The 13,110-nt window shown below is 71.0% G+C and carries 13 protein-coding genes; 3 read left to right on the top strand and 10 right to left on the bottom strand.

Features of this window, described 5'->3' with window-relative positions:
* Position 1: 1 nt before the first annotated feature.
* The 3 genes from ACN260_RS01185 to ACN260_RS01175 all read right to left on the bottom strand — a co-directional run bounded on the left by ACN260_RS01185 (position 2) and on the right by ACN260_RS01175 (position 3,496).
* On the bottom strand, positions 2-1,693 hold the full coding sequence (locus tag ACN260_RS01185) for a S8 family serine peptidase (protein ID WP_422754359.1): 1,692 nt from the start codon (positions 1,691-1,693) through the stop codon (positions 2-4).
* 89 nt (positions 1,694-1,782) lie between these two features.
* The gene (locus ACN260_RS01180) at positions 1,783-2,472 is read right to left on the bottom strand and encodes an HAD family hydrolase (RefSeq protein WP_422756583.1); all 690 of its coding nucleotides are present in this window, start codon (positions 2,470-2,472) and stop codon (positions 1,783-1,785) included.
* Between the two features lie 61 nt (positions 2,473-2,533).
* The gene (locus tag ACN260_RS01175; protein WP_422754358.1) at positions 2,534-3,496 is read right to left on the bottom strand and encodes an EamA family transporter; all 963 of its coding nucleotides are present in this window, start codon (positions 3,494-3,496) and stop codon (positions 2,534-2,536) included.
* Positions 3,497-3,573: 77 nt separating this feature from the next.
* Here ACN260_RS01175 and ACN260_RS01170 point away from each other — a divergent pair, with 77 nt between their 5' ends.
* Entirely contained in the window at positions 3,574-4,122 is a 549-nt protein-coding gene (locus tag ACN260_RS01170; protein WP_422754357.1) for a CGNR zinc finger domain-containing protein, read from the top strand.
* On the opposite strand, the gene ACN260_RS01165 is transcribed toward ACN260_RS01170, so the two are convergent.
* From ACN260_RS01165 to ACN260_RS01155, 3 genes are read right to left on the bottom strand one after another with little or no spacing between them, the layout of a single operon-like run.
* Positions 4,079-4,660 (bottom strand): GNAT family N-acetyltransferase, encoded by a 582-nt coding sequence (locus ACN260_RS01165; protein ID WP_422754356.1) that lies wholly within the window; start codon positions 4,658-4,660, stop codon positions 4,079-4,081. The genes ACN260_RS01170 and ACN260_RS01165 overlap by 44 nt on opposite strands.
* A gap of 54 nt (positions 4,661-4,714) precedes the next feature.
* Positions 4,715-4,897, bottom strand: coding sequence for a DUF397 domain-containing protein (locus ACN260_RS01160; protein ID WP_422754355.1), 183 nt, complete (start codon positions 4,895-4,897; stop codon positions 4,715-4,717).
* Complete coding sequence (locus tag ACN260_RS01155; RefSeq protein WP_422754354.1) at positions 4,888-5,700, bottom strand: helix-turn-helix domain-containing protein; 813 nt, start codon at positions 5,698-5,700, stop codon at positions 4,888-4,890. The genes ACN260_RS01160 and ACN260_RS01155 overlap by 10 nt, the downstream gene beginning before the upstream one ends.
* A 431-nt stretch (positions 5,701-6,131) precedes the next feature.
* Between ACN260_RS01155 and ACN260_RS01150 the strand changes: the two genes are divergently transcribed.
* Positions 6,132-6,281, top strand: a complete 150-nt coding sequence (locus tag ACN260_RS01150; protein WP_422754353.1) for a hypothetical protein — start codon at positions 6,132-6,134, stop codon at positions 6,279-6,281.
* A gap of 122 nt (positions 6,282-6,403) precedes the next feature.
* Positions 6,404-6,652 carry a hypothetical protein gene (locus ACN260_RS01145; RefSeq protein WP_422756582.1) on the top strand — a complete coding sequence of 83 codons (249 nt, stop codon included), beginning with the start codon at positions 6,404-6,406 and terminating at the stop codon, positions 6,650-6,652.
* Positions 6,653-6,775: 123 nt separating this feature from the next.
* Here ACN260_RS01145 and ACN260_RS01140 read toward each other — a convergent pair whose 3' ends face one another.
* From ACN260_RS01140 to ACN260_RS01125, 4 genes are all read right to left on the bottom strand, one after another.
* A complete protein-coding gene (locus ACN260_RS01140; RefSeq protein WP_145922053.1) occupies positions 6,776-8,176 on the bottom strand; it encodes a class II fumarate hydratase in 1,401 nt (466 codons plus the stop codon).
* 244 nt (positions 8,177-8,420) lie between these two features.
* Positions 8,421-9,596 carry a Fic family protein gene (locus tag ACN260_RS01135; protein WP_422754352.1) on the bottom strand — a complete coding sequence of 392 codons (1,176 nt, stop codon included), beginning with the start codon at positions 9,594-9,596 and terminating at the stop codon, positions 8,421-8,423.
* A gap of 239 nt (positions 9,597-9,835) precedes the next feature.
* Positions 9,836-11,503, bottom strand: coding sequence for a fumarate hydratase (locus ACN260_RS01130; protein ID WP_422754351.1), 1,668 nt, complete (start codon positions 11,501-11,503; stop codon positions 9,836-9,838).
* A gap of 67 nt (positions 11,504-11,570) precedes the next feature.
* Positions 11,571-13,022 carry a PQQ-binding-like beta-propeller repeat protein gene (locus ACN260_RS01125; RefSeq protein WP_422754350.1) on the bottom strand — a complete coding sequence of 484 codons (1,452 nt, stop codon included), beginning with the start codon at positions 13,020-13,022 and terminating at the stop codon, positions 11,571-11,573.
* Between the last annotated feature and the right edge of the window lie 88 nt (positions 13,023-13,110).

Here is a 13,110-nt window from a genome sequence, read left to right as displayed (position 1 = left end):
GTCAGGGGTTGACGTTCGGCTTGAGCGGACTGCGGACCGCCGCGTTGGCGTCCACGATGCCGTACCCGTAGAAGCCGTTGAAGTTCAGCGACCCGGCGCAGTACGCGTCGAACTCGGTCGACCGACCCTCGTTGGCGTAGCTCTGCAGGCGCGGCTCCGGGCAGGCGTGCTCGGTGGCGGTCCGGTAGAGGTGCTGCTCCACCTTGGCCGGTGCCAGGCCGTAGCCGTCCTTGCCCTCCTTCTTGCCCCACTTGCTGACGATCAGCGCGGCGACCCCACTGACGTGCGGCGACGCCATCGAGGTGCCCTGCAGGTAGGTGTAGTAGCCACACTCACCCGCGGTGGTGCACTGCTTGAACACCGAGTTCTCGAAGCCCGGCACGACGTCGCCGTTCTCGTCGACCGACCCCTCCTCCTGGAGCACCTTCTTCGGGTACGTCGAGAGGATCATGTTGGCGTCGGTGCGGTAGGTGTCGGTGCCGAAGCCGTCGCGGAACCAGCCGCCCGGCGCGGCGACCGAGATCTGCTCGGTGCCGTAGTTGGAGTAGTCGGCCTTCTTGCCGGACGGGCCGATGGCGGACACGCCGATCACGTGCGGCCCCTCCACCGGGAAGTCCCAGCAGCTCTCATTGTCGATCGGGCGCGGGTACGGGTCGGCGCCGTAGTCCGGGCTGGACACGTCGGTGCGCGGCGCGCCGAGGTCCTCGTGGTTGTTGCCGAGCGAGCCGACCAGGGTGACACCCTTGTTGTGGGCGAAGTTCAGGGCCCGCTTCATCGCCTTGATGATGGCCTGCTGCTCGGCCTGCGACTCGGGCGAGTCGGCCGGGTTGGCGGTGCAGTTGTAGAGCCACGGGTCGACGTAGAACGACATGTTCACCACGTCGAGGCCGGACTTTCCGGCGTGCACCAGTGCGTTGACGACCGGGTTGAGGAAGAAGTACCCGGAGTCCTGGCCGCCCTTGAGCTCCACCAGCGAGACGTTCGGGGCCACGCCGGACAGGCCGAAGCCGTTGGCGGCGGCGCCGATGGTGCCGGCGACGTGGGTGCCGTGCCCGCCGTCGTCGGTGCCGACCGGGTCGAGGCAGCTCGGCACCTCGCACGGGCCGTCGACATCGGCGATGTCCGGGGCGAAGTTGCGCGACAGCGCCCAGTTGAAGTTGGGCGCGAGGTCGGGCTGGCTGGCGTCGACACCGGTGTCCAGGATGCCGACGGTGACCCGCTTGTCGCCCGGCATGACCTTGCGGGCCTTGTCGGCCCCGATCATGGTGAGGCCCCAGAGCTTGTCGTCGAGCGGGTCCAGCTTCTTGCCCTTGGCGTTGGCCGCCGCCTTGGCCGCCTTCCTGGTCTCGGTCAGCAGGTTCTCCTGCGCGACCCGGTCCAGCTTGGGCTTGCGGCCGATGGCCCGCTGCTCGGCCGCGCCGACCAGCGCGGACGCGGCGGTGACCCGGCCGGCGAAGTCGGCCCGGTCGCTGGTGACCTGGAAGAGACCGACGTCGTCCGTACGGGACACGACGGTGCCACCGGCGGCACGGATCGCGGCGATCGCCGCGTCCGCCGAAACGCCGTCCTCGGCCACCACGGTGAACGTCCGGCTGGTGGTCGGCCCGGCGTTCGCCGGGACGGTCAGGCCGGTCACCGTAAGTGCCAGGGCCGCCGCGGTCGCGACGGCTCCGGCGGTGAAGCGCTTGCTCACCACATCAGATCCTCTCGTTGAGGGACGTGGCAGCCATCCCATAGCACCGGCGACGATTCCGCCAGATACAAATCCGAATTAGCCCCGCATCAGGCATTCGTCGGTTGCAGGCTGCGTAGCGCCGCCGGCAGTTCGGTGAGCGTGCGCACCTCGGCGTCGGGTCGTACCCCCTCGGGGAGGGGAAGTCCGAGCCGGTTGAGCCAGACGCCGCGCATCCCGGCCTGCTGGGGGCCGAGCACGTCGTGGGAGATCGAGTCGCCGACGTACGCGATCCGTTGCGCCGGCACCCCGGCGGCAGTGACGATCGCGGCGTAGAACACCGGGTCGGGCTTCTTGGGCAGGCCACCCTCGTGGGCGTACAACTCGAAGGCGAACTCCCCGGGTAGGCCGCAGCGTTCGGCACGGCTGTTGCCGTTGGTGGCGTAACCGAGGGTGAAGTCGGCGCGCAGCGCGGCCAACGCCGGCAGGGCGTCGGGGTACGGGTGGCTGAGCGCGTAGCGCGTGGTGAAGAAGAGTTCGGCGAACTCGTCGAGCTGACCGACCAGCCCGGCCCGGTCGAGGGACCGGGCCAGCGCGGCCCGGCGGATCTCCATCACCGGCGCGGCGGTCATCGACCCGAACACCGCCTGCCAGTCGGACTCCACCTCGGCGAAGGTCACCCCGGCCGCCACCGGCGTCCGGCGACGCATCTCCTCCAGTACGGCCACCAGGGCCCCGGTGACCGCCGGGCGCAGGTCGATCAGGGTCTCGTCGGCGTCGAACACCACCACGCTGAGCATGTCCGACACCCTCTCATGTTCGTCGCACCCGGCCACGCCGAGCGGGGATCCACCGGGCGGCTCAGGTCAGTGCCGGCTCGTCCGTCCGGGTCGCCACCTGTTCGGTGCGGCCCGCGCGCAGTTCGTCGAGGCGGACCAACGCCACCCCGGCGACGATCAGCGCACCCCCGGCGAGCTGCACCGGCACCGGTAGCTCGCCGAGCACCAGCCAGGCGATGAGCACCGCGAACATCACCTCGGTCAGCCCGACGAACGACGACAGCCGGGCACCGAGCAGGCGCGTCGCGGCGATCCCGGTCAGGTATGCCACCACGGCGGCGACCAGCGACAGCCCGACGATCGGGACGAGCCAGCTGGTGCGCTGCCCGGCGAAGTCGACCGCGCCGAAGGTGGCCCGCAACGGCAGCACCCCGACCAGGCCGAGCAGGGCGAGCACGGCCGCGCCGACGGCCATCCCGCCGCTGGCCATGGTGACCGAGGGCAGGTCAGCGTCGACCCGGGCGGCGAGGACGAAGTAGCCGGCCAGCCCGACGGCCGCGCCGAGGCCCCAGAGCACGCCGACCGGGTCGAGTCGGCCGGTGCCGGTCAGGTCGAGCACCAGGACGAGCCCGACCAGGGCGGCCAGTGACCCGGCGACGGTGAGCCGGCGGGGGCGCTGCCCGTGCACCAGCCACAGCCAGCCGACCACGAGGATGATGCCGAGGTATTCCAGCAGCAGGGCCACCCCGACCGGCAGGTAGCGGACGGCGTTGAAGAAGCAGGCCTGGGCGGTGGCGACGCCGAGCAGGCCGAAAACGGTGACCGGGCCGAGGTTGCGGCGCAGCACCCCGGCCCGGCCGCGCAGCGCGAGCACGGCGGGGACGGCCAGCACCAGGGCGGCCAGGCCGACCCGGGCGACCACGACGGCCTCGGCCGACCAGCCGGCCTCGATGAGCGACCGGGCGAAGGTGCCGGAGGTGGCGAACGTGACGGCGGAGAGCAGGGCGAGTGCCAGCCCGGTGCCGGCGGGAGATCGGTGCGGCATCGGGACTCCTCCGGCATGACATCAGCAAAGTAGGATTACGCCGATGACGCTAGCCGTCGCCGACGACAGGGGTCAAGTTGCTTTTCGCCCATGACACTGAGTGCGGGCTGACCGCCGCCGCCGCCCTGGTCAACACCGACGGCCGGGACGGCGAAGGGCTGCCCGACATCGCCGCGCTGGACCGTTTCGTCACCGCCAACCAGTGGACCGGCCGACACGAGCACACCGAAGCCGAGCTGCGCGCCGTGCGGGCGCTGCGCCCCCGGCTGCGCCGGCTCTGGGACGACGACCCGGACACCGTCGTCACCGTGGTCAACGACCTGCTCCGCGAGTCCCGGGCGCTGCCGCAACTCATCCGGCACGACGACGAGCCGTACCACGTGCACGCGGTGCCCCGCGACGCCCCGCTGGCCACCCGGATGGCCGTCGAGGCAGCAATGGCCGTCGCCGACCTGGTCCGGGGTGACGAGCTGGGCCGACTACGGCACTGCGCCCACCCCGAGTGCGCCAACGTGCTGGTCGACCTGTCCAGGAACCGGTCCCGCCGGTTCTGCGACGCCGGCTGCGGCAACCGGGTCGCGGTCAGCGCCTACCGGGCCCGCAAGGCGGCAGGTGGTCGGCCCTGAGCAGCTCGTACTCCACCTCGCCGTGCTCCGTTCCGGCGATCGGATCGGGCCAGTCGAGGTGGAAGGTGCGGACGTACCGCAGGCCGGCCTTCGCCAGTACCGCCCGGGAGCGCACGTTCACCGCCATCGTCTGCGCCCACACCCGGCGTACCCCGGCAAGGGTGAAGGCGTGGTCGACGAGCGCGCGGGCGCCCTCGGTGGCCAGGCCCCGCCCCCAGGCCGCGCGGCGCAGCCGGTAGCCCAGCTCCGGCCCGGTGCCGTCGTCGGACGGGTCGAGCGCGAACCAACCCAGGAAGGCACCGTCGACAGTGTCCTCGGCCGCCCACCGGCCCAGCCCCGGGTGGCGGTCGTACCCGTCGAGAATCCGGGGTAGCTGCTCGTCCCGTACGGTGGCGGGCGGGGTCGGCCGACCGCCGGTGAGGAACCGCATCACCTCCGGGTCGCTGTCCAACTCGACCAGTCGCGGCACGTCGTCGGTGGTGAAGCGGCGCAGCCGCAGCCGGACGGTGGTCAGCAGCACCCCGTACGAGCCGGTCACGCCCCGGATCATCCCGGCCGGCGTCCGTCCGGTCGACCGGTTTTCCGGTGGCGGTCAGCGCGGCGGCGCGGCCAGGAAGACCCGCCAGGAGTACGCCGGGAAGGTGAGCACCGGGCCCGCCGGGTCCTTGCTGTCCCGCACCCCGACCACCCCGCCCAGGTTCGTCGCCACCTCGACACATTGATCGTTGGAACCGCTCCGGCGGCTCTTTCGCCAACAAGCCCCGGTCAACTCCATGACTCCGACAATTCCCTCAGCCGCTCGATCGACTCCTGCGGTGGCAGGGCCACGCCGAGGGTAGCTTCCCAGGTGCGCTGAAGACGCCTCAGATCGGCCGGGTCATCCAACTCCTGACCACCGATCTGACCGCCGAGAAACGCCAACTCCACGTCGCCCGGCAGGCTCGCAAGGATGAACGGCCCGTTCAGACCCGGATACTCGTCGGCCGATGAGGGGACGACGTGTAGTCGGATCTGCGGATGCTCCGTGGCGATCCGTGCAAGGTGCAGAGCCTGGTCACACATGACCTTGCGCCCACCGACCCGCCGGTGCATGACCGCCTCGTCGAGCACCGCCACGAGACGTGGAGGTCGCTCGGTGTAGAGCGTTCGTTGACTGTCCATCCTGTCAGCCAGCCGGCGTTCGACCTCCTCCGGATCGAGCATCGGATCGGACTCGAAGACCGCTCGCGCGTATGCCTCTGTCTGTAGCAGCCCTGGGACGTGGAGCGGGTCGAACCACCGTAGTGCCCAGGCGTCGGCGAGAATCGCGCGCCAGCCCCGGAGCCACACCTGCGCCCGGTCGAGCGCGACCAACTGACTGAGCATCCGGCTGAAGATGCCGCCGGTGTCGAGGGCCTTGTCGACCAGTTCGAGGTACTTCGCGGTGGGCGGCTGCTGGCCCAGCTCGGTCGCGCTGACCATCGACGCCGAGTAGTTGACCGCCTTGGCGAGGTCGTCCTGGCTCCAGCCCCGCCGGGTCCGGGCCCGCCGCAGCTCGGCGACGAGGAAGGCCGCCGCCGTCATCCGCCCGTCCGTCATCTCCAGCCGCCCTCCACCGCGCCGACGATCGACTCCGACACCACGCCGACCAGGGACGCCGCCAACACAGGACAAGACCGGTAGCCGACAACAACCCTTCACACGGTAGTGGTTTCATCAGCAGACTGTGAAGTGCGACATCGACCGCTCTCCCTCCGGGCGGGTCGGTGTCGCGGTGGGACGGCCCGCTCCCCGGCCGGCCTCCCACCGCCGGGGGAGACGACCAGCCGACCCACCATGGAGGCGACGCGATGCCCCGGCTCACCTGGCGACACCGGCTTGCCCGCAGATTCCGACCCGCCCGGCTCCCCGAAGCGATCCCACCCGGCCGACCCGCTCCCCCGCCCAGCGGACCGGCCGCCCACCCGGCCACCTCCCCGGCTACCGGACCGGATACCTGCCCGGCCACCTCTGCGGGCGTGTTGAAGGCCATGGGAACGGAGGCGTCCCAGGCTGGCGGGTCGGGCACCGCGTTGACCCCGCCCGGGTGGGAGGACACCACCGTGTCGTTTCCCCGGGTGGGGCGGGTCGGTTGGCTCACGCTCGCCCAGGAGTGGCGCGCCAACCGGGGACGCCGGTGAGCGCGGCGGCCGGCCCGGACGGGCCGCGCCGCTCCGGTGGGCCACCCGACCAGCGCCGCTCGGGTGGACCGCCCGACCAGGCGGGTCGCGGCGGGCCGGGGCCGGCGAATCCGCGCCCCCACCTGCCGCTGCGTCCGCTCTGGCTGTGCCGGGTGTGCGCCGCGCCGTGGCCCTGCGGGACCGCCCGACTCACCCTCGTCTCCGAGTACGCCCACGACCGGGTCGCGCTCAACATCTACCTGTGCACGGTGCTGCACGACGCCGCCGCCGACCTGTACCGCCTCTATCCCGACACCGGCCCCGATCCGGCGGCCCTCTTCGCCCGCTTTCTCGCCTGGGTGCCCCGCACCCGCCCACCGCTCGAGCCATGATCCACTCACGGGGGCCGATGTAGCGCTATCGAATCCGCCTGACACCGCTACATCAGCCCACAGGAGTCGATCAAGCCGGGCCGGGCCGGGCCGGGGCGGGGCCGGGGCCGGGGCGGGGGTGGGTCAGGGGTGGGTCATCCGGAGCAGGTCGAGGGCCTCGTCGAGCTGGGTCTCGGTGAGTTTGCCGGAGTCGACGTGCCCCCGGGAGATCACCACCTCGCGGATCGACACCTGCTTCGCCAGCGCCTCCTTGGCGATCGAGGCGGCCTCGTCGTACCCGAGGTGGCGGTTGAGCGGGGTGACGATCGACGGCGACCCCTCCGCGTACGCCAGGCAGACCTCGGCGTCCGCGACCAGGCCGGCCACCAGCCGGTCGGCGAACAGCCGGCTGGACGCGGAGAGCAACTTGATCGATTCGAGCAGGTTGCGGCCCATCACCGGGAGCATCACGTTCAGCTCGAAGTCACCCTGCGAACCGGCGAACGCGACCGCCGCGTCGTTGCCGATCACCTGCGCGCAGACCTGCCGCACCGCCTCGGCGACCACCGGGTTCACCTTGCCCGGCATGATCGACGAGCCGGGCTGGAGGTCGGGGATGCGCAGCTCCCGCAGGCCCGCCCGGGGGCCGGACCCCATCCAGCGTACGTCGTTGGCGATCTTGTAGAGCCCGACCGCGACGGTACGCAACTGGCCGGACGTCTCGACCAACGCGTCCCGCGCCCCCTGCGCCTCGAAGTGGTTGCGGGCCTCGGTCAACGGCAGCCCGGTCGAGGCGCGCAGCTTCTCGATCACCTTGCCGGCGAAGCCCAGCGGGGTGTTGATGCCGGTGCCCACGGCGGTGCCGCCCAACGGCAGTTCGGCCAGCCGGGGCAGCGCCGACTCCAACCGCTCGACGCCGTAGCGGACCTGCGCGGCGTACCCGCCGAACTCCTGCCCCAGGGTGACCGGGGTGGCGTCCATCAGGTGGGTACGCCCCGCCTTGACCACCGTCTCGAACTCGGCCGCCTTCGCCTCCAACGCCTCCGCCAGGTGGCGCAGCGACGGCAGCAGGTCCTCCACCACGAACTGGGTGGCCGCCAGGTGGATCGAGGACGGGAAGACGTCGTTGCTGGACTGCGAGGCGTTCACGTCGTCGTTCGGGTGCACGTCGCGGCCCAGCTCCCGGGTGGCCAGGGTGGCGATCACCTCGTTGGTGTTCATGTTCGACGAGGTGCCCGAGCCGGTCTGGAACACGTCGATCGGGAACTGGTCGTCGTACCCGCCGTCAGCCACGTGCGCGGCGGCGGTGGCGATCGCCTCGGCGACGTCCGCGCCGATCACCCCCAGCTCGCCGTTGACCAGGGCGGCGGCCCCCTTGATCTGGGCCAGCGCCTTGATCTGGGCCGGCTCGATGCCCCGGCCGGAGATCGGGAAGTTCTGCACCGCGCGCTGGGTCTGCGCCCGCCACAACGCCTCGGCGGGCACCTCCACCTCGCCCATCGAGTCGCGTTCGATCCGGTAGCCCGCTGCCTCTGGAGTCGTCACCCGTCCCATCCTGCCCCGCACGACGGCGGACCGCAGATGATCGTCGGCTCCGGTGGGGCAGATCGCTCCGCGTCCGTCACCAAAGCCCCCGAACGGTGAACAGGTCGAGCACTCGCCGGGTTGCCCCGCGACGCGCCGACCGGGACGGCGCAGGATGACCGCGCCGCATGGACACCGACGTGGCCTCGCGGTCGTCGACCTCTACCGTTGTCTCCGTCCGCCCGCGTTGCAGCCCGTTCGAGTCTCAAGCGGCGTTGATGATATTCAGGACCCTACGCGCTGCGAAAACGCGCCCGTACCTCCGGCCGGTGCGTTCCGCAAGAATGCCCAGGCGGACGAGCCGCCTGATCGCCGTGTTCGCCGCCTGGTAAGAGACCCCGTGCCGCTCGGCTGTGGCCGTCGCCGTGATCAGTGGGTACCCGAGCAGGTCCTCGACGATCCGCACAGCCACACCGCGAACGTCGGCGTCGAGAAGTTGGTTCAGCACCTCGTCTCGCCAGTCGTGCAGAGCGTCGATCTTTTCCACTCCGCGAACCGCCTGCGCACGTACGGCCTCGGAGAAGAATCGGATCCAGGATTCGAAGTCACCGGTGGCGCTGACTGACAACAGATGGTCCTGGTACTGACGCCGCCGACTTTCGAGCCAGGGAGAGAGGTTCAGCACCGGCACGCGCATCTCGCCCTGGTGGGCCAGTTGCAGCACACAGACGAGGCGGCCGAGACGGCCGTTGCCGTCATTGAAGGGATGCAGGGTCTCGAACTGGTAGTGACCAAGAGCCATCTTGATCACCAGAGGAAAGGTGTCTTCCGCGGTAAGCCAGGACACCCAGGCGTCGATGCCCGCACGCAACTGATCGCCCGGAGGTGACGGCACGAACCGCGCGTCGCCCACTCGTCCCCCATCGGCACCGATGAACACCTGCGTTGTCCGAATCCGGCCGGCGTCATGCGAGCCCCCTCGGGTTCCTCGCACGAGGATCTCCTGCAGTTGCTCCAACAGCCCGACCGTGATGGGCTTGTCCTTGATCCACTCGAACGCGAGCTCCGCAGCCTCGACGTAGTTGTGGACCTCCGCCACCGATGCGGTGAGCTGGTTGCGGTCGAGGAAGTCGGCTTCGAGGACGTCGTCGAGGGCCGCATAGGTGCCTTCGAGCGCTGACGTACTGACGGCTTCCTGCCGGATGGCGGGACGTGCCAGCAGGCCAGGGTTAGGTAGCCGGAAGGCCGCCTGATCAAGACGAGCCACCGCGACCGCCGCGTTGGTGACTGCGAAGTAAGTCTCCTGCGCCAAGTCGAGCTTGGCGGGTAGCGGGTCAGGGATGAAGGCGGAGCAGTCGTAATTCTCCTTGAACCGAGGGTCCCAGCCGGTGATCCGGACAAGTGACCCGACAGGGGACGATCGGAACGTAGCATCCTCCATGATTTGAAGTAAATCACGTAAGACTTGAAAAGCGGTGCCAACTTTTCAAGTTCGGCATGTCGCGAGCAGCCGGTTTCCACGTTTCCCCCGCGCCACATTAAATCACGCAGACGAAATTCAACTACTCTCCGTTACCGTGGTTGGTGCCGACTCGTCGTCGCTGGCGGCCAGCGGCGGCTCGATGGTCTGCCTAGGCCCGGGTAATGGCACCGGCCGTCCCGCCTCCGGCAGCTCCACCCTCAGCGGCGGCCCACGGTCAGCACCGGCTTGGTGACCTCGGCGAAGAAGTCGTTGCCCTTGTCGTCGACCACGATGAACGCCGGGAAGTCCTCCACCTCGATCTTCCAGACCGCCTCCATGCCCAGCTCGGCGTACTCCAGCACCTCGACGTGCTTGATGCAGTCCTGGGCGAGCCGGGCCGCCGGGCCGCCGATCGAACCGAGGTAGAACCCGCCGTGCTGCTGGCAGGAGCGGGTCACCTGGCCCGACCGGTTGCCCTTGGCCAGCATCACCTGGGAACCGCCGGCCGCCTGGAACTTCGCCACGTACGCGTCCATCCGGCCGGCGGTGGTCGGGCCGAACGAGCCGGAGGCGTAGCCCTCGGGGGTCTTGGCCGGGCCGGCGTAGTAGACGGCGTGGTCGCGCAGGTACTGCGGCATCGGCTCGCCCGCGTCGAGCCGCTCGGCGATCTTGGCGTGGGCGATGTCCCGGGCCACGACCAGCGGGCCGGTCAGCGACAGCCGGGTCTTGACCGGGTACTTCGACAGCTCGGCCCGGATCTCGTCCATCGGCCGGTTGAGGTCGACGCGTACCACGTCGGAGGCGTCGAGGGTCTCGTCGGTGACGTCCGGCAGGTAGCGCGCCGGGTCGGTCTCCAGGCGCTCCAGCCACACCCCGGACGGGGTGATCTTGGCAACCGCCTGCCGGTCGGCCGAGCAGGAGACGGCGATCGCCACCGGGCACGACGCCCCGTGCCGGGGCAGCCGGACCACCCGCACGTCGTGGCAGAAGTACCGGCCGCCGAACTGCGCGCCGATGCCGAAGTTGCGGGTCAGCTCCAGCACCTCGGCCTCCAACTCCAGGTCGCGGAAGCCGTGCGCGGTCATCGAGCCGGCGGTGGGCAGCGCGTCGAGGTACTTCGCGGAGGCGTACTTGGCAGTCTTGAGGGCGTACTCGGCGGAGGTGCCGCCGATGACGATCGCCAGGTGGTACGGCGGGCACGCCGAGGTGCCGATCAGCCGCAGCTTCTCCTCCAGGAACTGCATCATCCGCGTCGGATTCAGCAGCGCCTTGGTCTCCTGGTAGAGGTACGACTTGTTGGCCGAGCCGCCGCCCTTGGCCATGAACAGGAACTTGTACGCGTCGGGGTGCCCGTCCGGGTCCTCGGCGTACAGGTCGACCTGGGCGGGCAGGTTGCTGCCGGTGTTCCGTTCGTCCCACATGGTCAGCGGGGCGAGCTGCGAGTACCGCAGGTTCAGCCGCGTGTACGCCTGGTAGACGCCACGCGAGATCGCCTCGGCGTCGGAGCCGTCGGTGAGCACGTGCCGGCCGCGCTTGCCCATCACGATCGCGGTGCCGGTGTCCTGGCACATCGGCAGCACGCCACCGGCGGCGATGTTGGCGTTGCGCAGCAGGTCCAGCGCGACGAACCGGTCGTTCGGCGAGGCCGCCGGATCGTCGATGATCGACCTGAGCTGGGCCAGGTGCGCCGGGCGCAGGAAGTGGGCGATGTCGTGCATCGCCTCGGCGGTCAGCGCGGTCAGCGCGGCCGGCTCCACGGTCAGGAAACGGCGGCCCCCCGGGCCGTGGACGACGTCGACGCCCTCGTCGGTGACCAGGCGGTATTCGGTCTGATCCGGACCGGTCGGCAGCAAGGGTGCGTACGAGAACGCGGCGGCACTGCTCATGACCGAAAAGCCTAGGGCAGACCGGGCGATCGGTGACACCCGCCGGGTGGGTCGTGGGACGCCGCTCTCACCCGTTGCCGTTGGCGCAGAGTTCCCGTTTCGGCCCGCAACTGTCCTCAGGCTCCGGCGCGCCGCCGGTCCGCCCCGGGCCGGGCCCGGTGCCGCCGTCCGAACCGGCCGGGGGCGCGGCGGGCGGGGATGCACCGGCACCCGCACCGAACCGGACGTACCCGATCTCCCGCCCCTCGCCGACGACCATCCCGTTGGGCCCGACGGCGAGCGCGTTGGCGCTGGTCCGCAACACCACCAGTTCCCGGCCGGTACGTGGGTCGACGGCGACCAGCCGGTTCGGCTTGTCCCCGGTCAGCACCGCCGCGTACGGGGTGAGCGCCGCGCCCGCCTTCGCGCCGGCCGGCCGGGTCCAGCGGGCCCTGCCGGTGCCCAGGTCCCGGGCGATGACCGAGTCCTTGTCGGCGCTGCGGACCACGGCGTACCGGTCGTCGACGGCGAGCAGTTTCTCGCCCTCGGCGTCCACCAGCAGCAGCCGGCCGTCGTAGCCGTCGAGGACGGCCTCCCGCCCGTCGGGGGCCACCCCGATCAGCACGCTGCGCGCCCCCTGCGGGTCCTCCCGCTGCGCGCATCCGGCGCTGTCGGCGGTGCGCAGGTTGAACCCGCTGCGCCGCCACACCTCCTGGCCGGTGGCCGGGTCGCGGGCCGAGACGGTGTACTGGCAACTGCCGTCGACCGACACCGCGCGGATCCTGAGCAGCCGGCCGCCGACCACCGACAACCGCTCGTCCTGACCCGGTTCGACGTCCTGCACCACCCGGCCGGTGGCGGTGTCCACCACGTGCACCCGGCCGTCGACCGGGAAGCCGAGCAGCGGCGGGGCCGCCTCCGGCCCGGCCACCCCCTCGTCGATCCGCTGCGCGGTGAGCCGTCGGGTGCCGAGCAGGCCCGGGTTGTCGGCGAACAGCCCGCTGCTGACGCCGGGCAGGAAGGCCGTCCACAGTGGGCTGGTGCCACGCGGGTCCCAGGCGCTCAGCGTGCAGTCGGTGGCGGCCACACACCGGGCGTCGAGCAGCATGTTCCGGTACGTCCAGACGGCCACCGCGTCGCCGTCACGTCGCCGTACCGCCCCGGTGGTGGGGTCGAGCAGCTCGTACCCCTTGACCAGGAGCTTGCCCACGGCGACGACGGCGTCGCGGTCGCCGCCGGCCACCGCCGACCAGTCCGCCTTGCGTTCCCACAGCGGCGCGCCGGTGGCGAGGCTGCGCACCTCCGTACGGGTACGCTGCTCGACCACGACGGTGTCGCCGACGATGGTGACGCTCTTCGGGGTGCCGCCGACCCGCTGCTGCCACAGCACGTCCGGTTCGGAGATCGGCTCGCTGCGGTCGACCCAGTCCCACACCCCGGGGAAGGGGTTCCACACTCCGGTGACGGCGAGCGCGATCACGATGACGAGCCCGAGCAGCAGCCCTCCCCGCACCCCGCCAAGGCCCTTCACACCGGACACCGTAGCGACGATCACCTCCCCGCCCCGCCCCCGCGCCGGAGTGTCGCCCCGCTTTCTCCCTGGCGGGGGACGTACCCGGCGGGCAGAC

It is taken from the genome of Micromonospora sp. WMMD708, from assembly GCF_049315245.1.
GTDB lineage: Bacteria > Actinomycetota > Actinomycetes > Mycobacteriales > Micromonosporaceae > Micromonospora > Micromonospora wenchangensis.
The sequence above is the reverse complement of the archived record's forward strand: the minus strand, read 5'-3'. Positions and strand labels throughout refer to the sequence as shown.

Excerpts from the sequence above, each read along its gene's own strand:
- ACN260_RS01180 (WP_422756583.1), bottom strand. The coding sequence starts at position 2,472 with ATGCTCAGCGTGGTGGTGTTCGACGCCGACGAGACCCTGATCGACCTG.
- ACN260_RS01175 (WP_422754358.1), bottom strand. The coding sequence starts at position 3,496 with ATGCCGCACCGATCTCCCGCCGGCACCGGGCTGGCACTCGCCCTGCTC.
- ACN260_RS01160 (WP_422754355.1), bottom strand. The coding sequence starts at position 4,897 with ATGGAGTTGACCGGGGCTTGTTGGCGAAAGAGCCGCCGGAGCGGTTCC.
- ACN260_RS01155 (WP_422754354.1), bottom strand. The coding sequence starts at position 5,700 with ATGACGGACGGGCGGATGACGGCGGCGGCCTTCCTCGTCGCCGAGCTG.
- ACN260_RS01150 (WP_422754353.1), top strand. The coding sequence starts at position 6,132 with ATGGGAACGGAGGCGTCCCAGGCTGGCGGGTCGGGCACCGCGTTGACC.
- ACN260_RS01135 (WP_422754352.1), bottom strand. The coding sequence starts at position 9,596 with ATGGAGGATGCTACGTTCCGATCGTCCCCTGTCGGGTCACTTGTCCGG.
- ACN260_RS01130 (WP_422754351.1), bottom strand. The coding sequence starts at position 11,503 with ATGAGCAGTGCCGCCGCGTTCTCGTACGCACCCTTGCTGCCGACCGGT.